The sequence below is a fragment of the Luteimonas wenzhouensis genome, from assembly GCF_007859305.1.
GTDB lineage: Bacteria > Pseudomonadota > Gammaproteobacteria > Xanthomonadales > Xanthomonadaceae > Luteimonas > Luteimonas wenzhouensis.
Window position 1 is genome coordinate 354,128 of record NZ_VOHE01000002.1, and the last position, 22,176, is coordinate 376,303.

Annotated in this window: 13 protein-coding genes; 3 read left to right on the top strand and 10 right to left on the bottom strand. The window is 71.6% G+C overall.

What is annotated here, in order from left to right; translation table 11 throughout:
- Window positions 1-30: 30 nt before the first annotated feature.
- Both FQY79_RS05010 and FQY79_RS05015 read right to left on the bottom strand, forming a co-directional pair.
- Window positions 31-1,629, bottom strand: a complete 1,599-nt coding sequence (locus FQY79_RS05010; protein ID WP_146311372.1) for an aldehyde dehydrogenase (NADP(+)) — start codon at window positions 1,627-1,629, stop codon at window positions 31-33.
- On the bottom strand, window positions 1,626-2,444 hold the full coding sequence (locus FQY79_RS05015) for a fumarylacetoacetate hydrolase family protein (protein ID WP_146311374.1): 819 nt from the start codon (window positions 2,442-2,444) through the stop codon (window positions 1,626-1,628). Before FQY79_RS05015 ends, FQY79_RS05010 begins: the two co-directional genes overlap by 4 nt.
- A gap of 215 nt (window positions 2,445-2,659) precedes the next feature.
- Between FQY79_RS05015 and FQY79_RS05020 the strand changes: the two genes are divergently transcribed.
- Entirely contained in the window at window positions 2,660-3,742 is a 1,083-nt protein-coding gene (locus FQY79_RS05020; RefSeq protein WP_146311376.1) for an SMP-30/gluconolactonase/LRE family protein, read from the top strand.
- Here FQY79_RS05020 and FQY79_RS05025 read toward each other — a convergent pair.
- From FQY79_RS05025 to FQY79_RS05050, 6 genes are read right to left on the bottom strand one after another with little or no spacing between them, the layout of a single operon-like run.
- On the bottom strand, window positions 3,739-5,256 hold the full coding sequence (locus tag FQY79_RS05025) for a mannitol dehydrogenase family protein (RefSeq protein WP_246123006.1): 1,518 nt from the start codon (window positions 5,254-5,256) through the stop codon (window positions 3,739-3,741). The genes FQY79_RS05020 and FQY79_RS05025 overlap by 4 nt on opposite strands.
- Entirely contained in the window at window positions 5,253-7,991 is a 2,739-nt protein-coding gene (locus tag FQY79_RS05030; protein WP_146311378.1) for a glycoside hydrolase family 3 C-terminal domain-containing protein, read from the bottom strand. The genes FQY79_RS05025 and FQY79_RS05030 overlap by 4 nt, the downstream gene beginning before the upstream one ends.
- Before the next feature lie 25 nt (window positions 7,992-8,016).
- On the bottom strand, window positions 8,017-9,759 hold the full coding sequence (locus FQY79_RS05035; RefSeq protein ID WP_246123007.1) for a glycoside hydrolase family 43 protein: 1,743 nt from the start codon (window positions 9,757-9,759) through the stop codon (window positions 8,017-8,019).
- 23 nt (window positions 9,760-9,782) lie between these two features.
- On the bottom strand, window positions 9,783-11,030 hold the full coding sequence (gene manD / locus FQY79_RS05040) for a D-mannonate dehydratase ManD (protein ID WP_027072693.1): 1,248 nt from the start codon (window positions 11,028-11,030) through the stop codon (window positions 9,783-9,785).
- Window positions 11,027-13,015 (bottom strand): sialate O-acetylesterase, encoded by a 1,989-nt coding sequence (locus tag FQY79_RS05045; RefSeq protein ID WP_146311380.1) that lies wholly within the window; start codon window positions 13,013-13,015, stop codon window positions 11,027-11,029. Before FQY79_RS05045 ends, manD begins: the two co-directional genes overlap by 4 nt.
- Window positions 13,012-15,150, bottom strand: a complete 2,139-nt coding sequence (locus tag FQY79_RS05050) for an alpha-glucuronidase family glycosyl hydrolase (RefSeq protein WP_246123025.1) — start codon at window positions 15,148-15,150, stop codon at window positions 13,012-13,014. The genes FQY79_RS05045 and FQY79_RS05050 overlap by 4 nt, the downstream gene beginning before the upstream one ends.
- A gap of 193 nt (window positions 15,151-15,343) precedes the next feature.
- Between FQY79_RS05050 and FQY79_RS05055 the strand changes: the two genes are divergently transcribed.
- Window positions 15,344-16,399, top strand: a complete 1,056-nt coding sequence (locus FQY79_RS05055; protein WP_246123008.1) for a LacI family DNA-binding transcriptional regulator — start codon at window positions 15,344-15,346, stop codon at window positions 16,397-16,399.
- Between the two features lie 203 nt (window positions 16,400-16,602).
- Here FQY79_RS05055 and xylA read toward each other — a convergent pair whose 3' ends face one another.
- On the bottom strand, window positions 16,603-17,937 hold the full coding sequence (gene xylA, locus FQY79_RS05060; RefSeq protein WP_146311384.1) for a xylose isomerase: 1,335 nt from the start codon (window positions 17,935-17,937) through the stop codon (window positions 16,603-16,605).
- Window positions 17,938-17,978: 41 nt separating this feature from the next.
- Window positions 17,979-19,472, bottom strand: a complete 1,494-nt coding sequence (gene xylB, locus FQY79_RS05065; protein ID WP_146311386.1) for a xylulokinase — start codon at window positions 19,470-19,472, stop codon at window positions 17,979-17,981.
- A 457-nt stretch (window positions 19,473-19,929) separates the two neighbouring features.
- Between xylB and parC the strand changes: the two genes are divergently transcribed.
- Window positions 19,930-22,176, top strand: coding sequence for a DNA topoisomerase IV subunit A (parC, locus tag FQY79_RS05070; protein ID WP_146311388.1), 2,247 nt, complete (start codon window positions 19,930-19,932; stop codon window positions 22,174-22,176).

Here is a 22,176-nt window from a genome sequence, read left to right on the forward strand (position 1 = left end):
AGCGGGGGGAGGGAGTGGGCGCGGGCGCCATCAGACGTCACGCGTGGTCCATTCGCCGTCGACCAGCCGCAGCAGGCGGCCGTCAGGGTTCTTGTCCTGGAGCTCGGACGGCAGCCGGTGCGCGCGCACGTTGTCATAGCTGTGCAGCGCGGAGAACCTGACCAGCGACGCGGGAATGCCGACCGAGGTGAACCCCGGGTGGCCGGTGGCGGGGAACGGGCCACCATGGTTCATCGCCGCGCTCACCGCCACGCCGGTGGGCATCTTGTCGTTCAGCAGGCGGCCGACACGGGTGCGCAGGACGGGGGCGATCGTGTCGTAGGCGGCATCGTCGTCGCCGTCGCCGTGGCTGTAGAGGGTGCCGGTGAGGTTGCCTTCCATGGCCTCGGCCACCTGCAGCATCTGGGCGAGGGAACCGGCCACCACCACCAGGTGCACGTGGCCGAAGGCCTCGGACTGCAGCGCATCGGGATTGGCCAGGAACGCCTCGCCCGACACCCGCAGCAGGGTCGGCTGGAACGCGAACCCCGGGACCTCGTCGGCGATGGCGCCGCCGGCGAGCAGCTCCGCGCCCGCCTCACGCAGTTGCGCCACCGTCGCGGCGATGTCCTTCGGCGCCTGCGGCGAGAGCAGCACGCCCGGCCTGGCCGCCTGCGCCAGCCGCCGCAACTCCTCGACGAACGCTTCGGCCTCGTCGCTCTTCTCGACCACGCTGATGCCCGGCTTGGTGCAGAACTGGCCCGCGCCCATCGCACAGGAGCCGTGCAGCTCGGCGGCGATTGCGGCGCCGCGCTCGCGCAGCGCGCCGGGCAGCACGAACACCGGGTTGACGCTCGACATTTCCAGGTAGATCGGCTTGCCCACCGCGTCGGCCGCGGCCTTGAGCTTCATCCCGGTGCCGCGGCCGCCGGTGAACCCGACCGCGCCCACGCGCGGGTCCGCCACCAGACGCAGCCCCAGTTCGCCCGGGCAGCGGAAGAACATCTGCACCGCGCCCGACGGCAGACCCGCGGCCTGCGCCGCCTCCAGCGCGGCTTCGGCCAGCAGCACCGAGGTGCGCGGATGCGACGGATGCGCCTTGGCGACCACCGGGTTGCCGGCCGCGATCGCGGCGGCGAAGTCGCCGCCGGCGATGCCGTTGAACGCGTACGGGAAGTTGTTCGGGCCGAACACCACCACCGGGCCGCCCAGCGGCGCGTGGATCGAGCGCAGGCCGGCGGAGGTGTCGATGGTCGCGCGGCGCCAGCTGCCGTCGCGCGCGGCCTCCGCCGCCTGGCGCAGTTGGCCGGTGGTGCGCGGCAGCTCGGCGTTGCGAAGGCGCGGCTCCACCGGCAGGCCGGTCTCGCGGTGCGCGGCTTCGATCAGCGCTTCGGCGCGCGCCTCGATGGCGTCGGCGTAGCGCTCGAGGAAACCGGCGATGGTGTCGGCCGGCAGGCGGGCCATGTGCGCGGCCGCCTCCCTGCCCGCCTCGAGCATGGCCTCGATGTCGTCCCAACCCGAGATCGGGTAGTGGTGGTCGACGATGGCCTCGCCGGTGGTGGGGTTCCAGGCGTGGAAGCTGCCGGAGGAACGCGACGGGCGCCAGGCGCCGTCGAGCAGGATCGGTTGCAGGTCGGGGGAGGTACTCATGACACGGGGTTCTCCAGGGTGAGTCCGTCGATGTCGATGCGGACGACGTCGCCGGATCGCAGGGTGAAATCTTCGCCCGGCACGATGCCGGTACCGGTGAACAGGAAGGCGCCGTGTGGCTGGTGCAGTTCGCGCAGCAGCCAGCCGGCGAGTTCCTCAAGGCCACGCTTGATCTGCGAGGTACGGGTGGCGCCCGCGAACACAGTGGCGCCGTCGCGCAGGATCTCCAGCGCCACCGCGAGGTCGCGCATCCGGGCCGCATCGCATACGCGGATGCCCGGGCCGATCGCGCAGCTGCCGTCGTAGACCTTGGCCTGCGGCAGGTACAGCGGGTTCTCGCCTTCGATGCTGCGCGAGGACACGTCGTTGCCGGTGGTGTAGCCGACGATGCCGCCGTCGGCGCCGATCACCAGCACCAGTTCCGGTTCCGGCACGTCCCACTGGCTGTCGGCGCGCACGCGGATCGGCGCGCCGTGGCCCACGACGCGCCAGCCGTTGGCCTTGAAGAACAGTTCGGGACGGTCGGCGCCGTACACGCGCTGGTAGACGTCGGCCGTCTGCGACTCGGCTTCGCGCGCCATGCGGCTGCTCAGGTAGGTGACGCCGCTGGCCCACACTTCCTGGTGGTCCTCGACCGGCGCCAGCAGCGGCGCATCCGCGGCTTCCCCCGGCGGCAGGGCGGCAAGCGCGTCGCGCGCGCCGGTGCTGGACCCCGCCAGCCAGCGCGAGAGCGTGAAGTCCTGCGGCAGGTAGCGGCCGTCGAGCGCCCAGCGGGGCCCTTGGGTCGTGGCATGGCGGGTCAGGAGGCTGTGCATGCGGAATGTTCCGTGGCAATGGAGTGGCGGTGCGCGGGGCCCGGGCGGGCGCGCGCGGGCGCGGCGCGGCTGCGCGGGGCGCGGGCGGCGCCTGCCACGATAGTGGATCGGGCGTGGAGTGCGCGGCAGCGGTTGCGCATGCAACCGCGTCCGCGCCGCGTTGCGCCGCACGCAGCGGCTATGATCACGCGGCCGCCACTTCCAAGGACATGCTGATGCGACCGATGCCCACGTTGCTCTCCGCCGCGCTCGCCGCCGCCCTCGCCGCGTGCTCGCCCCAGCCGGGCACGAACGGCGGCCCGGCCGATGCTGCCGCAGGCGCGGATCGCGAAGCCACCGCGCCGCTGGAAGCCGTCGGCCGGCTGACCACGTGGAATGCCGCGTTCGCCGACGTGGTCGAGGGCGATGCGCGCGTCGAGAAGCTCACCGCCGACACGTTCACCTGGTCGGAAGGCCCGGCCTGGGTGGCCGACGGCGGCTACCTGCTGTTCAACGACGTGCCCGAGAACCGGATGTACCGCTGGTCCGAACCGGACGGCCTGTCGGTGTTCCTCGAGCCCTCGGGCTACGACGGCCCGCCGCTGGAGGAGCTGCGCGAGGCCGGGGCCAACGGCCTGTTCGCCGAAAGCGCCGGCAGCGTGCTGCTGGCCGACTCGGGCTCGCGCCTGGTCGCGCGCCTGAAGCCGGGCGACAAGTCGCGCACCACCCTCGCCGACCGCTTCGGCGGCAAGCGCTTCAACAGCCCCAACGACGTGGTCGCGCGCGCCGACGGCGCGGTGTTCTTCACCGATCCGCCGTACGGGCTCAAGGAGTTCGACCAATCGCCGGCGAAGGAGCTGCCGCACAACGGCGTCTACCGGATCGACACGGACGGGGCCGTGCACCTGCTCGACGACAGCCTCACCCGGCCCAACGGCATCGCGCTCTCGCCGGACGGCAACACGCTCTACGTCGCGAACTCCGACCCGGACCACCCGGTCTGGATCGCCTACACGCTCGATGCCGCCGGCGACGTGGTCGAACGCCGCCAGTTCGCCGATGCCTCCGACCTCGTCGGCGACGACGCGCCGGGCCTGCCCGATGGCATTGCCGTGGCGGCCGACGGCACGATCTTCGCCACCGGCCCCGGGGGCGTGCTGGTATTCGCGCCCGACGGCACCCGCCTGGGCCGGATCGAGACCGGCAGCGCGATCGCCAACTGCGCCTTCGGCGACGACGGCCGCACGCTGTACATGACCTCGCACAAGTTCCTCGCGCGGGTGCGGCTGAAGGTGGCGGGCCTGGGCTTCCAAGGCTAGGCCTGTACGGCGGCGGCGAGCGCGCGCGCCACGGCCGCCGGCCCGCCGTCGCCGAGCGCAGCGTAGGCTTCGACCGCGGCCGCGACGAAGCGGGCATCGGTGGCCAGGGCGCCGAACACGGACTCCAGGGCGAGGAAACCGGCGACGTCGTGCGCGGCGTCGCCGGTGGCGGCCGCGCCGATCCGCAGCAGCTGCGCGGACATCGGATCGGACAGCTCCGCCCCCGCACGCGCCTGCCGGACGACGAAGTGCAGCCAGCCGGCCACGACCAGCGCCAGCCGGTCGATGCGCCCGCCCTGCGCCAGTGCGTCGGCCATCGTGCCCAGCACCCGCACCGGCAGCTTCTGCGAGCCGTCCCAGGCGATCTGCGACAGCAGGTGGGCGATGGCGGGGTTGCGGAAGCGCTCGAGCACCGCGCCGATGTAGGCGTCCGGATCGAAGCCGACCGGCAGCGCCAGCGTGGGCAGGATGTCCTCGCGCATGATCCGCTCGATGAACCCGGCCAGCACCGGTTCGCGCATCGCCTCGGCCACCGTGCCCATGCCGGTCAGCAAACCGAGGTAGGCCAGCGCCGAGTGCGGCGCGTTGAGCAGGCGCAACTTGGCCCGGTCCCAGCCCTCGACCTCGCTGCTGATCACCACGCCCACGCGTTCGAACGGGGGACGTCCGGCGCGGAAGTCGTCCTCCACCACCCACTGCGCATACGCTTCGCGCTGCACGGGCCAGGCATCCTCCACGCCGAGCGCGGATGCGACCTGCGCGCGCAGCGCATCGTCGGTGGCCGGCGTGATGCTGTCCACCATCGAGCGCGGGAAGCCGACGTGGTCCTCGATCCAGCCGGCCAGGCCGCGATCGACGCGGCGCGCGTAGTCGAGCACCGCCCGGCGCAGGCGGCCGCCGTTGTCGGCCAGGTTGTCGCAGCTGAGCACGGTGTAGGGTGCCAGTCCGCGCTCGCGGCGCTCGCGCAGGCCGGCGACCAGCCAGCCGATGGCGGTGATCGGCTGCTCGGGCTGGACCAGGTCGCGGCTGACGTCGGGGTGCGCCGCGTCGATGCCGTCGGCCGACAGGCAGTAGCCCTTCTCGGTGATGGTGAGCGTCACCAGGCGCACGTCGGGATCGACCAGCCGCGACATCACCGCGCGGCGCTGCTGCGGCGCGCACAGCACCTCCCGGATCGAGCCGATCACCCGCAGCGAGGGGCGCTCGCCCAGCAGCGCGAGCGTGTACAGGCCGTCCTGCGGCTGCAGCGCGTCGCGCACGTCGGGGCTGCGCAGCGACACCGCGCAGACCGCCCAGCCCGGGTCGTGCGCCAGCAGGTCGTCGACGTACACCGCCTGGTGGGCGCGGTGGAACGCGCCGGGGCCGAAATGGACGATGCCGATGCGGGTGGCGTCGCGGTCGTACCCGGGTCGCTGCACGGAGGCCGGCAGGCCCGGAAGGGTGGCCGGCGACAGCCGCGCCGCCGGCCCGGTCGCGGCTCCGCCGTCGTGCGCGATGGGCCACACGCTGTTCACGGCGCGCGCACCTCCACCTCGGCGCTGGCGCGGATGTCGGCGCTGGAGGCGCCCACTTCCACCAGGTAGCGGCCCGGATCGACGGCGTAGGCGCCGGCCTGCTCGTCGTAGTGGCGCAGGTCCTTCTCCGGCGCAAAGGTGAAGGTGACCTCGCGCGACTCGCCCGGCGCCAGGTGGATCCGCTCGAACCCGCGCAGTTCACGGATCGCGCGCGGACGCTTCGGTTCCAGCGCCCGCAGGTACAGCTGCACCACTTCGTCGCCGGCGCGCGTGCCGCCGTTGCGCACGCTGACGGTGGCGGTGACCCGGCCACCGGCATCGACCGTCGCACGGTCGAGCCGCACGTCACCGTACTCGAACGTCGTGTACGACAGGCCATGGCCGAACGGATACAGCGGCTCGCCGCGGAAGTACCGGTAGGTCCGGCCCTCCATGGCGTAGTCGTCGAACGCGGGCAGCGGTTCGTCGGCCTTGTAGAAGGTCACCGGCAGGCGGCCGGCCGGGTTGTGGTCGCCGAACAGGACGTCGGCCACGGCATTGCCGCCGCGCTGCCCCGGATACCAGGCGACGAGGATCGCGGGCAGGTGGTCCTTCGCCCAGTCGATGCCCAGCGCGGAGCCGGTGGTCAGCACCAGCACCACCGGCTTGCCGGTGGCGTGCAGCGCCTCGAGCAGCCGCTGCTGCGTCGCGGGCAGGCGGATGTCGGTGCGGTCGCCGCCGGCGAAGCCCGGGAAGTCGACCTTCATCTCCTCGCCCTCGACGTCGCCGGTCAGCCCGCCGACGAAGACGATCGCATCGGCGCTGCGCGCGGCCTCCATCGCCTCCTCGAACGGCGGCTTCGCGCCGGGCAGGTCCCAGGCCAGGCGCACCGCCGCGTCGCGCTCGTGCTCGTAGTACTCCAGGCGGATGTCGTAGGCCCGGCCGCCCTCGAGCTCCACCTCGACCGAGTCCGCGCGCAGGCGCTCGGCGTCCTCCCAGCGGTCGAGCAGCAGCTCGCCGTCCAGGTAGAGGCGGAAGCCGTCGTTGGCGCCGGCCTCGAGGCGATAGCGTCCGCTCACCGGCGGCAGCAGCTGGCCACTCCAGCGGATGCTGAAGCCGTCGTTGGGCACCGCGTTGTCCGGACCGGCCTCGCCGCGCGCCATCAGGTTGTCGGTGGGCGAGCCGCGGTCCCAGCGGAAGCCGATCTGCGCATCCACGCGCACCAGCACCGGTTCGCCGGCCAGGTCCTTGTTGCGGAAGTACTCGCCGCGCAGGCCGCGCTCGTTGGTGCCGGTGCCGGGGCGCAGGTACTGCGGCTCGATCAGCGGCGTGGCCGCCGGGTCCTCGCGTCCTTCCACCAGGTCCACGCCGCGCGCGTACACCACCTCCACGCCCGGCACCGCTTCGCGGATGCCGCGCAGCACCGTGACCGGATCGGCCGGGGTGCCGTAGTAGTTGCCGAGCAGGGCCATGGTGTCGTCCGCGGTCGGACCGATCACGGCCAGCCGGCGGATGTCCTTCGACAGCGGCAGCACGCCGTCGTTCTTCAGCAGCACGATGGACTCCTGCGCCACGCGCCGCGCCAGCGCGTCGTGTTCCGGCGCCTGGTTGACCTCGTACGGGATGTCCGCCCAGCGCACGGACCCGGGCGGGTCGAACATGCCCAGCTCCATGCGCGTGGTCATCAGCCGGGTCAGCGCGTCGTCCAGCTCGGCTTCGCTGATCAGGCCCTTGCGCACCGCCACCGGCAGGTGCTCGGCATAGGTGCTGCCGCAGTTGAGCTCGGTGCCGTTCTTCACCGCCAGCGCTGCCGCCTCTTCGGGCGTGGCGACGATCCTGTGGTTCTCCCAGATGTCCACGATCGCCCAGCAGTCGGACATCACGTAGCCCTTGAAGCCCCACTGCTCGCGCAGGATGTCGCGCAGCAGCAGCTTGCTGGCACTCGCCGATTCGCCGTAGACGCGGTTGTAGGCGCCCATCACCGCCTGGACGCGCCCTTCCCTCACCAGTGCCTCGAACGCCGGCAGGTAGGTCTCCCACAGGTCGCGCGGGCTGGGATGGACGTCGAAGGTGTGGCGGTCGGCCTCGGGCCCGCTGTGGACGGCGAAATGCTTGGCGGTGGCGTCGAGCTTGCGGTGCACCGGGTCGAGCGGCTCGCCGGTGCGCGGATCCATGCCCTGCAGGCCGCGCACGAACGACACGCCCATGCGCGCGGTGAGGAACGGGTCCTCGCCGTAGGTCTCCTGGCCGCGGCCCCAGCGCGGGTCGCGGAAGATGTTGATGTTCGGCGACCAGAAGGTCAGGCCCTGGTAGCGGCCGTGCTGGCCGTTGCGCAGGGCCTCGTGGTGCTTGGCGCGGGCCTCGTCGCTGATGGTCCTGGCGACCTGGTCCATCAGCGGCACGTCGAAGGTCGCGGCCATGCCAATCGCCTGCGGGAACACGGTGGCGGCGCCGGCGCGGGCCACGCCGTGCAGGGCCTCGTTCCACCATTCGTACTCCGGCACCCCGAGGCGTTCGATCGCCGGGGAGTCGTTCTGCATCTGCGCGGCCTTCTCCTCCAACGTCATCCGTGACACCAGCGCGGCGGCGCGTTCCTCGAATCCGAGCGAGGTGTCGAGCCAGGGGCGGTCGCCGTCGTCGGCCTGGAGCGCAACGACCGGGATCGCGGCGAGGAGCGTGGCGGCGCACGCGCGCGCCAGCCGGCGCAGGGCCGGTCCGGTGCGGCGAGCGGATGCCTGTGGCGGGTGTACCTGCATGTCCGTGTCCCTCCCGCGGGTCATGTCACTGCGCGGCGCGTTCGTCGCGCGCGTAGGGGCCGAGCGTGGCGCCGATGAAGCCGCCGGCCACGTCGGTGCTCAGGATCGTGCCGTCGGCGTCGCGCACCAGCCACTGCACGCCCTCGCCGCCGTCGAAGCCGAAGCCGTAGCGGCCTTCGTCGCCCTCGATGTGCAGGACGAGCTGGCCGGGGGCTGCGATCGACTGCGTGGCCACCACCTCCGGATCGCCCTCGCCCGCCTTCTTCTCGAGGAACACCTCGAGCCGGTCGCCGTCGCGGCGCGCGCCCAGGAAGTACCAGTGGTCGTCGCCCTGGAACGCGGCCAGGCCGGCGGCCACGCCCGGCGCCGGCGGCTCCAGCGCGGTGGAGGCCTCGAACACGAGGTGCTGCTGGCGGCGGGCGTAGAAGGACATGTTGACCTTGGCGTCCAGGCGTTCGCGCAGCGGATGGATGGTCAGCCAGCCCGGGCGCGAGCTGCCGTCGTACCACTGGGTCTTCGGCACCCGCGGCGTCATCCAGCCCTTGCCGAGCTCGACCACGTCGAACTCGTCGCGCCAGGTGAAGTTGCCGGTCATCGGCGCCTGGTCGGCCGGCGTCTTCATCCACGACGGACCCGGCAGCACGTACGGGATCTTCTCGCCGCGCGGCAGGATCACCGGCCAGCCGTCCTTCCAGGTCACCGGCAGCAGGAAGGTCTCGCGGCCGGTGTTGTAGTGGTCGCGGCCGTAGTTGCGGCTGGCCAGGAAGGTGGCCCACCAGGTGCCGTCCGGCCCCTGCACCATGTCGGCATGGCCGGCGTTGGTCACCGGCAGCGGGCGGTCGGGGTCGAGGTCGCGCTGGGTGAGGATCGGGTTGTGCTCGTAGGGCTCGTACGGCCCCCACACGTCGCGGCTGCGCAGGACCACCTGCGAGTGCTGCGGGCCGGTGCCGCCTTCGGCGTCGCTGAGGTAGTACCAGCCGTCGACCTTGTAGATGTGCGGGCCTTCGATCCAGATCGGGTTCTCTTCCGGCTTCACTCCGCCGTCGATCAGCACCTTGCGCGGGCCGAACGGCTTGCCGCTGGCGATGTCGATCTCCTGCAGCCAGATCGCGCGGTGGCCGTCGTAGCGCACCGGCACTTCCGGCTCGTCGTTGTTGAGGATGTAGACCTTGCCGTCGTCGTCGAAGAACAGCGACGGATCGATGCCGCCGATGGTCGGCAGCCAGATCGGGTCGGACCAGGGGCCGGCCGGATCCTTGGCGGTGACCATGAAGTTGCCACCGGCGTCGACCGAGGTGTTGACCACGTAGAAGGTGCCGTCGTGGTACTCGATCGCCGGCGCGAACACGCCGCGCGACATGCCCAGGCCGTCGAAGTCCAGCTGCCCGGGGCGATGGATGGCGTTTCCGACCTGCGTCCAGTGCACCAGGTCCTCGCTCTCGAACACCGGGATGCCGGGGAAGAACGAGAAGGTCGAGGCCACGAGGTAGAACTTGCCGTTGGCCGCGGTGATGCTGGGGTCGGAATGGAAGCCGGCCAGGATGGGGTTGCGGAAGTGTCCTTCCGGCAGCGGTTCCTCGAACGCAGCGTCGCGGCCGGTGTACTCGAACCAGTCGAAGTGGACCGGCGGCGCCGGGTCGGCGCTCGCCTCCCCGGCCGCCTGCCCGGCCGCCGGGGTCGAAGGCTGCCCGCTGCACGCGGCGAGCGCGAGCGCGGCCAGGGCGGCGAGCATGCCGGCCGCCAGGCGGCGTGGTTGCGTGATGGTCATGTTCCGTCCTCTCCGTCCAGTGTTCACCAGTCCCACATCGAGCCGTCTTCCAGGCGCGCGATCGGCAGCTGCCTGGGCGAGTACGGATACTTCGCCGCCAGCTTCTCGTCGATGTCGACGCCGATGCCAGGGGTGTCGCCCACGTGCAGGCGCCCGTCGCGCAGCGCGTAGTCGTGCGGGAACACCGCGTCGGTTTCGTCGGTGTGGAACATGTACTCCTGGATGCCGAAGTTCGGAACCCAGGTATCGAAGTGCAGCGCCGCGCCCATGGTCACCGGCGACAGGTCGGTGGCGCCGTGGAAGCCCGTGCGCACCTGGTGCAGGGCGGCGAAGTCGGCCAGCCGGCGGATGTGGGTGATGCCGCCGCCGTGCACGATGGTGGTGCGGATGTAGTCGATCAGCTGGTGCTCGATCAGGTGCTTGCAGTCCCAGATCGAATTGAACACTTCGCCCACCGCCAGCGGGGTGACCGAGTGCCTGCGGATCAGCTCGAACGACTTCTGGTGCTCCGCCGGGGTCGCGTCCTCGAGCCAGAACAGCCGGTAGGGCTCGAGCGCCTTGGCCAGGCGCGCGGCCTCGATCGGAGTCAGGCGGTGGTGCACGTCGTGCAGCAGCTCCACCTCGTCGCCGTGGTCCTTGCGCAGCTGCTCGAACAGCTTCGGCGCGACCTCCAGGTAGCGCGGCGTGTTCCATTCGGTCTCGACCGGCAGCTCGCTCTCGGCCGGCTCGTAGGCACGGCCTGAGGACACGCCGTAGGGCTTCTTCACGCCCGGGACGCCGCACTGCGCGCGCACCGCGAGGAAGCCCTGCTCGATGAAGCGGCCGACCGCGTCGGACGCCTCGGCGATGTCGCGCCCGTTGGCGTGGCCGTAGACCAGCGCGCCTTCGCGCGAGCGCCCGCCCAGCAGCTGGTACACCGGCATCCCGGCCATCTTGCCCAGGATGTCCCACAGCGCCACGTCGACCGCGGCGATCGCGCTCATGGTGACCGGGCCGCGGCGCCAGTACGCGCCGCGATAGAGGAACTGCCAGGTGTCCTCGATCCGGCCGGCGTCGCGGCCGATCAGGTTCGGCACCACGTGGTCCTGCAGGTACGAGGCCACGGCCAGTTCGCGGCCGTTGAGGGTGGCGTCGCCGAGGCCGTACACGCCCGAGCGCGTGGTGATCTTCAGGGTGACGAAGTTGCGCCCCGGGCAGGTGACGATGACCCTGGCGTCGACGATCTCGCGATCGTTCCTCGAACCGTGGGCGGGAGTGTCGTTGGTGTTCATCGGGCGTGGTCGTCGTCGATCATCGGGGGAACGGGCAGTTCGAACGGACCGGCCGGCAGGCCGGCACCGTCGAACAGGGTGCAGACGGGGCTGTCGGCCCAGCAGTAGCGCACGCGCGTGGCGGCATGCGCGCCGGGGGCCTGCAGGGTGACGCGGTCGAAGCGGATCGAGGCCGTGGCGTAGCGGCAGCTGTCCTGGGTCTGGCCGCACAGCTCGAAGCCGATCGGGCCGTCCGCGCCATAGGCGACGAGGCCGTCGCTGGCGTCGCCGAACTCCACCACTACCGCGTCGCCGTTGCGCGCGACCGAGCGCGGCACCGGACCGGAGGGCGGGATCGCCTCGCCGTACACCACGTGGCGGGCGTTGCGCGCCAGGCGCCGCGCCAGCTCCTGCTTGTTGGTCGGGTGGATGTCGTAGCGGTCGCCGATGTCGATGGTGACCACGAGGCCGGTGGCGTCGTCCTCGGCGGCGACCGCACGCTGGGCCTCGCGCATCCGCGCCCAGTCGCTCTCGGTGGGACGGGTCGGCGGCGCGCCGAAGTTCGGCAGCTGCACCACCAGCAGCGGCAGGCCGGCGCCGAAACGCTCGCGCCAGTCGCTGCGCAGCGTGCGCAACAGGTCGCCGTAGAACGCATGCTCGAAGGTGTTGGACTCGCCCTGGTACCAGAGCGCGCCGCGCAGGCCGTAGCGACCGATCGGCGCGATCATCCCGTTGTACAGGGTCGACAGTCCCGCCGCGCTCTGCCACGGCGCGCGGGGCGGATCGCCCAGGTCCGGCGGCACCACCCGGTAGCGCCAGCCGCGGTCGAGCGGGATCCGGGTGCCGTCGGCCAGGCGCAGGGCATGCGCCGACGCGGGGCCGGCGAGGCCACCGTCGCGCCAGGTGTCGAGCACGTTCACCGACACGGTGTTGGCACCGGCGCGCAGCAGGCCCGCCGGCAGCGGATACTCGCGCCCGGCGCCGGCGCCGTAGGTGCTGCCGACGCCCACGCCGTTCACCCAGGTCATGTCGATCTCGTCGGCCGGCCCGAGTTCCAGCACCGCCTCCTGCGCCGCCTGCGCGGCGTCGAGCTCCACCGTGGTGAGGTACCAGACCATGCCATTGAAGTCGGCGAGTTCCGGCACGCCCCAGTGCTCCCAGGCGCCGAGCTGCGCCGGCGCGTCGCGCCACTGGCCGCCGCCCTCGCCCTCCCACGGGCGGTCGTCGGCGGCGATGCCCTCCAGGCCGCTCCACCACGCCTGCCAGAGTTCGCCCCAGGCACCGACGGCACCGACCGGATCGACGGCATAGCGGTCGAGCACGTCGAGTTCGCCGTCGTAGCGGCCAAGGCGGCGCAGCGCCGGCGCGCTGGTCCAGGCCTGGATCCGCGAACCGCCCCAGGCGGCCTCGACCAGGCCCATCGGCACGTCCACGTGCTTCTGCAGCTCACGCGCGAAGAAATAGCAGGCCGCGGAGAACTCGCGCACCGACTCGGGGCTCACCGGCTGCCACTCCACCGGCTGGTCGAAGGTCGCGCGCGGCGCCACGGCGGCCACCTGCGGCACGGTGAACAGGCGGATGCGGTCGTTGCCGGCGCCGGCGATCTCGGCCCGCGCGTCGAGCGCGCGCCAGACCTGCAGTTCCATGTTCGACTGGCCCGAACACAACCACACGTCGCCGACCAGCACGTCGCGCACACGCTGGCTGCGGTCGCCGGCCGTCGCCACCAGCTCGTAAGGACCACCGGCGCGCAGCGCGGGCACCGTGGCCTCCCAGTGTCCATCGCCGTCGGCGCGCGCGCGGACCCGGCGGCCGGCCAGTTCCACCCGCACGCTCGCGCCCGGCGGCGCCTCGCCGTACACGCGGATCGGCCGGTCGCGCTGCAGCACCGCGTGGTCGGAGAACATCGCGTGCAGCAACGGCGGTGCCTCCTGGGCCGTGGCGACGACGGGAAGCAGGACCGCGGCGATGGCCGCGAGCCATGCGTGGAGTGGCCTTCGGATCATTGCGTGTCCCCCGGCGCGTGCGGGAACTCCAGCGCCTTGTAGTACTCGAGCGGATGTTCGGGCGGGGCCTCGCCCTCGGGCAGCGGCAGCCGCGAGAACGTCTGGAAATAGGCGATGCTCGCATCGCGCCACCACTGCGCCTCCTTGCGCTGGATCGCCAGGAAACGCTCGATCTGGTGGTGGCGTTCGGCATCCACATGCCCGCGCAGGCCGTCCCAGGTGCGCTGCATCCACTCCACCTGGGCCACGCCGCGCGAATAGCGGTGCACCAGTTCGTCCCACAGGCTGCGGCCGGAAGAGACGCGGCTGGTCCATGGCCGGTGGTGGAACCAGAGCAGGAAGTCCTCGGGCACGCGCTCCGGATCGTTGAACACCTCCGCCACCGGCGGCGCGTACTGCGACACCGCGTCGCTGCCGGACGTGGTGCGGTCGAAGCCGATGCCCTCGCGGGTGGCACGGTGGTAGTACACCGAGGTCCAGTCCGCGCGCGGGCCGCCCTCCACCCAGGGACCGGGCCCGTAGTGGTGGCCGCGCCCCATCAGGTGGTGCAGGCCCAGCGGTGTCATGTAGTCCACGGCGGCCTGGTGCGAACCCATCATCATCGCCACCACGGGCTCGACGAACGCGGGGTCGGCGCTGAAGGTCATGCGCACCCACTCCTCGGCCACCGTGCGCGAATCCAGGTAGGGGTCCCAGGCCAGGCGCCCGAATACGTACCAGTTGGCCTGGTCGAAGTGGGAGCCGCTCCAGTTGCGGTCGGTGCCGATGTTGGCCACCCCGGCGATGCCGCTGATCGCGTGGCCGTCGAGGGAGCCGTCCACGACCTTCGCCACCGTCGAACCCGGGCCGGCGGCGTGGGTGTCGGCACGCAGCACCTCCTCGTACATCGGTCCCAGGTACACCAGGTGGGTGGCGAAGCCCAGGTATTCCTTGGTGATCTGGAACTCCATCATCAGCGGCGTCTTCGGCATCGCGCCGAACAGCGGATGGAACGGTTCGCGCGGCTGGAAGTCGATCGCGCCGTTCTTCACCTGCACCAGCACGTTGTCGCGGAAGCTGCCATCGAGCGGCACAAACTCGGTGTAGGCCTGCTTGTGGCGGTCGTCGGGTTCCTCGTGGGAATAGACGAAGGCACGCCACATCACCACGCCGCCGTGCGGGGCGAGCACCTCGGCAAGCATGTTCGCGCCGTCGGCGTGGGTGCGGCCGAAGTCCTGCGGGCCGGGCTGGCCTTCCGAATTGGCCTTGACCAGGAAGCCGCCGAAGTCGGGGATGCGCGCGTAGATCTCCGCGGCCTTGTCCTTCCACCAGCGCTGCACCGCCGGATCCAGCGGATCGGCCGTGTCCATCCCGCCGATCTCCATCGGCGCGCTGAAGCGCGCGCTCAGGTACACCCTGATCCCGTACGGCCGCAGCACGCCGGCCAGCGCCGCGACCTTGGCCAGGTACATCGGCGTGAGGATCTGCGCGTTGGCGTTGACGTTGTTGAGCACGGCGCCGTTGATGCCGATCGAGGCGTTCGCGCGGGCGTAGTCGGTGTAGCGCGGGTCGAGCCAGTCGGGCAGCAGGTGCCAGTTCCAGATCGACTGGCCGGAGTAGCCGCGCTCGACGTAGCGGTCGAGGTCGTCCCAGTGGTTGAGGACGCGCAGCTTGACCTTCGGCGCCTGGCGCAGGTCCAGCGCATCGAGCGGCTGCCGTGTCTGCAGCAGCCGCAGCAGGTGGAAGCTGCCGTAGAGCGCGCCGACATCGCTGTTGGCGGCCACCACCGTGGCCGGGCGCCCGTCCAGCTCGACGCTGCGGATCAGGTAGCCCTCGTCGCCGAGCCCCTCCAGGTCCAGCCCGAGCCCCGCCAGCGCCGGCAGCGACGCCGGCGTGCCCACCAGCACCGCGCCCGCGGCCGAGGGCGCGTCGGCCACGGCCGGCGCCTGGCCCAGCAGGCCGCCCAGGCCGCGCAGCAGCTCTTCGCGGGCCACGCGCTGGGTGGGCGTGGACGCCGGCGCCACCAGCTGCGCCAGGTGCGGCCGGTAACGCAGCTGCTGCCCGGCCTCCAGCGGGCGGTAGCGCAGCCACAGCTCGTAACCATCCTCGGCCTGCGCCACGGGCAGCAGAGCCAGCGCCAGCAGCGCCACGGACATCCGGCGCAGCCAGCGCCCGAAACGGCCCCCCGTGCCGGGGCGCGGGTGCTGCCGGCCGTTGACGGTTGTGTGTAACATTCCGCAAGCCCTCATGTCAGGTCGTGTCGCGAAGGACGTCGCGTCCATCCAGCGCACCGTGCCGCGCATGCCGGCTCGATCCACAGACGGCCGCGGCGCGGCAAGGGAAACCACAGTGCAAAAGCCGAGGAAAGCTGCCCGCCGCAAGGGACAGGCGGTCACCCTGGACGAGGTCGCCGCGCTGGCGAAGGTCTCGCCGATGACGGTCTCGCGCGTGGTCAACGGGCAGGGCAAGGTCCGCGACAGCACCCGCGACCGGGTGATGCGTGCGGTGCGCGAACTCGGCTACACGCCCAACCTCGCCGCCAGCGCGCTGGCCACCGCGCAGGACACGCGGGTGGCGATGATCTACACCAACCCCAGCTCTGCCTACCTGCGCGAGCTGCTGGTGGGCGCGCTGCGCGGGTCCACGCGCACCGCCGCCCAGCTGGTCATCGACACCTGGGAGACGCTGGGCGCCGCCGCCCAGCGCCAGGCCGCGCGCACCCTGGCCCGGCGCGTGGCCGGGGTGATCCTGCCGCCGCCGCTGTGCGAGTCCAAGGGCATCGTGTCCGAGTTCCTGGAAGCGGAGGTACCGGTGGTAGCGATCGCCTCGGGCCGCTTCCACCAGGACATCTCCTGCGTGCGGATCGACGACTTCCGCGCCAGCAAGGACATCACCCAGCACCTGATCGCCGCCGGCCACCGCCGCATCGGCTACATCAAGGGCAACCCGAACCAGACCGCGAGCGTGCGCCGTTTCGAGGGCTTCCAGTCGGCGCTGGCGCAGGCCGGCATCGAACTGGACGAAAGCCTGGTCCAGGGCGGCTTCTTCACCTACCGCTCGGGCCTGGAGGCCAGCGAGAAGCTGTTGGCGCACGCCAATCCGCCCACCGCGATCTGCGCGGCCAACGACGACATGGCCGCGGCCGCGGTGTCGGTGGCCCACCGGCGCGGCATGGAAGTGCCGCGCGACCTGTCGATCGTCGGCTTCGACGACACTTCGGCCGCGACCACGGTCTGGCCGGAGCTCACCACCATCCGCCAGCCGATCGCAGCGATGGCCGACTCGGCGATCGACATCCTGCTGCGCAACGTCCGGCGCAAGGACAAGAGCACCCGCACCGTGGTCGACCACCTGGTGCCGCACGAGCTGGTCGAACGCGACTCGGTGGCGCCGCCGGCGCGCTGACGCGCCGACGCCCGCCAGGCCGGCCCGGCGCGCGCCCGACGCGCGCCGGATCCACGGGTCCCGCCTCCCGGCCGTCTCCCGCTCCCGCTCGCGGCGCGCGGGACGCGCGAGCGGGCGTGCGACGCCCCGGCCATGCCGGCAGGGGCGCGCCGGACCGGCAGGCAGGGGCGGCTTCGCTCCCATGACGACCGGCCGCCGCCTCCTCAGCGACGCAGGAGGTACTGGTTGAGCAGGTTCTCGTAGCGCTCCTGCTTGCCGCTGATCTGCTGCGGCTCGCCGTTCTTCGCCGCGAGCGCCACCAGGTCGGCGAGGCCGAGCTTGCCGGCCTCGAAGTCGGCGCCGGGCCCGCTGTCGAAGCTGGCGTAGCGTTCCTTGCGCCACTGCTCCCAGGGCGAATCATTGAGCAGCGCGTGGGCCACTTCCAGGCCGCGGGCGAACGCGTCCATGCCGCCGATGTGGGCCAGGAACAGGTCCTCCATGTCGGTCGACTCGCGGCGCGGCTTGGCGTCGAAATTCAGGCCGCCCGGCAGGCCGCCCTGGCGCAGCACCACCATCATCGCGCCCACGGTGTCGTAGAGGTCGGTCGGGAACTGGTCGGTGTCCCAGCCGTTCTGCGGGTTGCCGCGGTTGGCGTCGATGCTGCCCAGCAGCCCGTGGTCGGCCGCCACCTGCAGGTCGTGCTCGAAGGTGTGGCCCGACAGCGTGGCGTGGTTGGCCTCGATGTTGAGCGAGAAGTCCTTCTCCAGGCCGTGCTCCTTGAGGAAGCCGGCGACGGTGGCGCTGTCGAAGTCGTACTGGTGCTTCATCGGCTCCATCGGCTTGGGCTCGATGAAGAACTGGCCCTTGAAGCCGATGCTGCGGCCGTAGTCGCGGGCCATGGTGAGGAAGCGGGCGAAGTGCGCCAGCTCGCGCTTCATGTCGGTGTTGTGCAGGCTGGCATAGCCTTCGCGCCCGCCCCAGAACACGTAGTGCTCGCCGTCGAGCTCCACCACGGCATCGAGCACGGCCTTCACCTGCACCGCCGCGCGGGCGACGACGGCGAAGTCCGGGTTGGTGGCGGCGCCGTTCATGTAGCGCGGGTGCGAGAACAGGTTGGCGGTACCCCACAGCAGCTTCACGCCGGTGGCCTGCTGGCGCTCCTTGGCCAGGGCCACCATGTGCCTGAGGTTCTTCTCGTAGGTGGCGATGTCGTCGGCGTCGGGCGCCAGGTCGACGTCGTGGAAGCAGTAGTACGGCACGCCGAGCTTGGAGAAGAACTCGAACGCGGCGTCGACCTTGGCCTCGGCCGTGGCCATCGCATCGCCCTTTTCCCACGGGAAGCGGCGGGTGCCCGGGCCGAACGGGTCGGCGCCGGCGTTGCAGAAGGTGTGCCAGTAGCAGACCGCGAAGCGCAGGTGTTCGCGCATGGTCTTGCCGCCGATCTTCCTGTCCGCGTCGTAGACCTTGAACGCCAGCGGGTTGTCCGAGTCGGGGCCCTCGTACGGGATCCGGCCGATGCCGGGGAAGTATTCCTTCGCGCCGATGAATGGATTGCTCATTGCTGTGGTGTCCGTGGAGTCGTGAGTGGTAGGGGGCGCGCTCAATCCGCGTAGAGCGGGCGGATCGCGTCGAGGTGGGTGAGGAACCGCTGGTAGTGGGCTTGGTAGGCCGAGGTCGCCTCGGCGTGCGGCTGCGCGGACAGGCGCGGGTCGGGCTGCACGTGGGCCGCGGCCAGCGCACTGAGGTCGGCATCGCCGCCCGACGCGCGCTCCACCGCCCACATCGCCTGCAGCGCCGCGCCGAACGCCGCGCCCTCGGCCTGCTCGGGCACGTCGACCGGGAGGCCGAACATGTCGGCGGCCATCTGCCGCCACACCGCGCTCTGGCTGCCGCCGCCGGTCAGGCGGACGGCCTCGAAGCGCAGGCCGGCGTCGACCAGCCCGTCGTAGCCGTACTTGAGGCTGTACATCGCGCCTTCCATCGCCGCGCGGTAGAGGTTGGCGCGGCTCAGGTTGGTCGCGGTCATGCCGAACAGGCTGCCGCGCCCGTGCGGCAGGTCGGGCGTGCGCTCGCCGTTGAGGAACGGCAGCATCAGCAGCCCGTCGGCGCCAGGCCGGGTGTTGGCCAGCAGCGCGTCGCCGTCGCGCGTGGAGAAGCCGCACAGGCGGGCGACCGACTCGGTCGCCACGGTGCAGTTCATGGTGCAGATCAGCGGCAGCCAGCCGCCGGTGGAGTCGCAGAACGCGGCCCAGCGGCCCTGGTCGTCGACCACCGCGCGGTCGGCGTAGGTGAAGATCGTGCCCGAGGTGCCCAGGCTCATGCTGAGCACGCCCGGGACCACGTTGCCGGTGCCGATCGCGGCCATCATGTTGTCGCCGCCGCCGGCCGAGACCCGGACCGAGTGCGGCAGGCCGAGTTCGTCGGCCAGCGCGGGCCGGATCTTCGCCAGGTGGTCGGCCGGGACCAGCGGCGGCAGGCACTCGCGCAGGTCGCGGTCGGGATCGGTGGCGGCCAGCATCTCCGGCGACCAGTCGCGGCGGCGCACGTCGAGCCAGCCGGTGCCCGAGGCATCGCCGTGCTCCATCCACAGCTCGCCGGTGAGCCAGTAGTTGATGTAGTCGTGCGGCAGCAGGATCGTCGCCATGCGCGCATAGGCCTGCGAGCGGTGCTTGCGCGTCCACGGCAGCTTGGAGGCGGTGTAGCCGGCCAGGATCGGGTTGCCGGCCAGTTCGATGCAGCGCGCGGGGCCGCCGACCGCGTCCATGATCTCGTCGCACTCGGCGGTGGTGCTGGTGTCGTTCCAGAGCTTGGCCGGCGCCAGCACGCTGCCGCTGCGGTCGAGCGGAACGAAGCCGTGCTGCTGGCCGGACACGCCGATCGCCACCACCCGCGCACGGACCGCCGGGTCGATGCGCGAGAAGCAGACGCGCACCGCGTCCACCCACCAGTCGGCGCGCTGCTCGCGGCTGCCGTCGTCGCCCGCCGCGAGGTCGAGTGGCTGGCCTGCGGTGGCCACGATCTGCCGTGCGTCGGGATCGTAGGCCACCAGCTTGACGCTCTGGGTGCCCACATCCAGTCCTACGAACAGGCCCATCTTCCAGTCCCCGAAAAAGTTAGCGCTACCAAAATATCCGTACGTCGTCCCCTGCAGCGCGAACAGCGGCACGCCGGGGGCGCGGGCGGTGCAGCCCGGCGGCGTGTGGGCGACTGTACACATCCGGAGGGGAAATGCCTTGCTGCAGTGCGCAATCGCCCCCGAGGGGACGCGGCGGCGAAAGTTAGCGTTAACATTTTCTTTCGTTTTCAGGTGCGCTACGGCACAGTTGCGGGCCTGGTCTCGCAGTTCATTGAGACAACCCTTCGCCGCGAAGCCGGGAGGCAGGCCGCGCCCTGCCGGAGTATCGGGATGCCCGTCTGCCGACTGCGGTCGCGCCCATGGCAATCCGGCCGCGCCCCTTCCCGGCTTCCGTCTTCCTGCCGTCTCGCCCCGCGAGACGCGGCCGGGGTGTCCTGCACGGGTAGAATCCCCCGGTTTCCCCGAGCAGTTCCCGATGTCCGAGTCCGTCCGCCCCGTTTTCCACGGTTACGAGCAGATCCCGCTGCGCGAATACGCCGAGCGCGCCTACCTCGACTACTCGATGTACGTGGTGCTCGACCGCGCCCTGCCCTTCATCGGCGACGGCCTCAAGCCCGTGCAGCGCCGGATCATCTACGCGATGAGCGAGCTGGGCCTGTCGGCCACCGCCAAGCCCAAGAAGTCGGCGCGCACCATCGGCGACGTGATCGGCAAGTTCCACCCCCACGGCGACAGTGCCTGCTACGAGGCGATGGTGCTGATGGCGCAGCCGTTCTCCTACCGCTACCCGCTGGTGGACGGCCAGGGCAACTTTGGCTCGGCCGACGATCCCAAGTCGTTCGCGGCCATGCGCTACACCGAGTCGCGCCTGACCCCGGTGGCCGAGGTGCTGCTGGGCGAGCTGGCGCACGGCACCGTGGACTGGGCGCCCAACTTCGACGGCACGCTTGAGGAACCGAGCTGGCTGCCGGCGCGGCTGCCGCACCTGCTGCTCAACGGTACCACCGGCATCGCGGTGGGCATGGCCACCGACGTGCCGCCGCACAACCTCAACGAAGTGGTCAGCGCCTGCGTGCGCCTGCTCGAGGATCCGGACGCGACCGTGGCCGACCTGTGCGAGCACGTGCGCGGTCCCGACTACCCGACCCCGGCCGAGATCATTACCCCCGCGGCCGAGCTGCGGGCGGTGTACGAGACCGGCAACGGCAGCGTGCGCGCGCGCGCCACCTACACGCGCGAAGGCACCAACATCATCGTCACGGCCCTGCCCTACCAGGTCTCGCCGTCGAAGGTGATCGAGCAGATCGCCGCGCAGATGCGGGCCAGGAAGCTGCCGTGGCTGGAGGACATCCGCGACGAGTCCGACCACGCCAACCCGGTGCGCATCGCCCTGGTGCCGCGCTCCAACCGGGTGGACGTCGAGCAGCTGATGGGCCACCTCTTTGCCACCACCGACCTGGAGAAGAGCTACCGGGTCAACCTCAACGTGATCGGCCTGGACGGCAAGCCCGCGGTCAAGAACCTGCGCACGCTGCTGGACGAGTGGCTGACCTTCCGCACCGATACCGTGGTGCGCCGGCTCCGGCACCGCCAGGAAAGGGTCGAGCGGCGCCTGCACCTGCTCGAGGGACTCCTGGTCGCCTTCCTCAATCTCGACGAGGTGATCCGGATCATCCGCACTGAAGACGAGCCCAGGCCGGTGCTGATGGCCCGCTTCAGGCTCACCGAAGAGCAGGCCGACTACATCCTCGAGACCAGGCTGCGCCAGCTTGCGCGGCTGGAGGAGATGAAGATCCGCGGCGAGCAGGAGGAGCTGTCGAAGGAACTCGAGCGAATCGTCGCCACCCTCGGCAGCCGGGCGAAGCTGCGCAAGCTGGTCAAGGACGAACTGCTGGCCGACGCGAAGAAGTACGGCGACGCGCGCCGTTCGCCCCTGATTGCGCGCGGCGCCGCGCAGGCGCTGGACGAGACCGAACTGGTGCCCAGCGAGCCGGTGACCGTGGTGCTCAGCCAGAAGGGCTGGGTGCGCGCGGCCAAGGGCCACGACGTCGATGCCGCCGGCCTGTCCTACCGCGAGGGCGACGGGCTGCTGGCCGCGGTGAAGGGCCGCACCACGCAGCAGGTCGCGTTCCTCGACAGCAACGGCCGCAGCTATTCGACCATCGCCCATTCGCTGCCGTCCGCGCGCGGCAACGGCGAGCCGCTGACCGGGCGCTTCTCGCCGGCCGCCGGTGCCGCGTTCGTGGCCCTGGCCAGCGGCGCGCCCGGGGACCGATTCGTGCTCGCGTCCTCGCACGGCTACGGTTTTGTCACCCGCTTCGAGAACCTCACCGGCCGCAACAAGGCCGGCAAGGCGATGCTGAGCCTGTCGGAAGGCGCGAAGGTGCTGCAGCCGGCCCCGGTGGCGAGCGTGGCCGACGACCGCCTGGTCGTGGTCACCAGCGCCGGCCACCTGCTCGCCTTCCCGGTGGCCGAGCTGCCAGAGCTCGACAAGGGCAAGGGCAACAAGCTGATCGAGATCCCCAAGGCCAGGCGCGGCACCGAGCGCGTGGTCGCGGTGGCCGTGGTGCCGCCGGGCGGCATCCTGGCGGTGAAGTCGGGCGCGCGCACGATGAGCCTGTCGTTCAAGGACCTGGGCGACTACCTTGGGGCCCGCGCGAGCCGGGGCGGGCTGCTGCCGAGGGGGTGGCAGAAGGTGGATGGCCTGTCGATCGAACCGTAG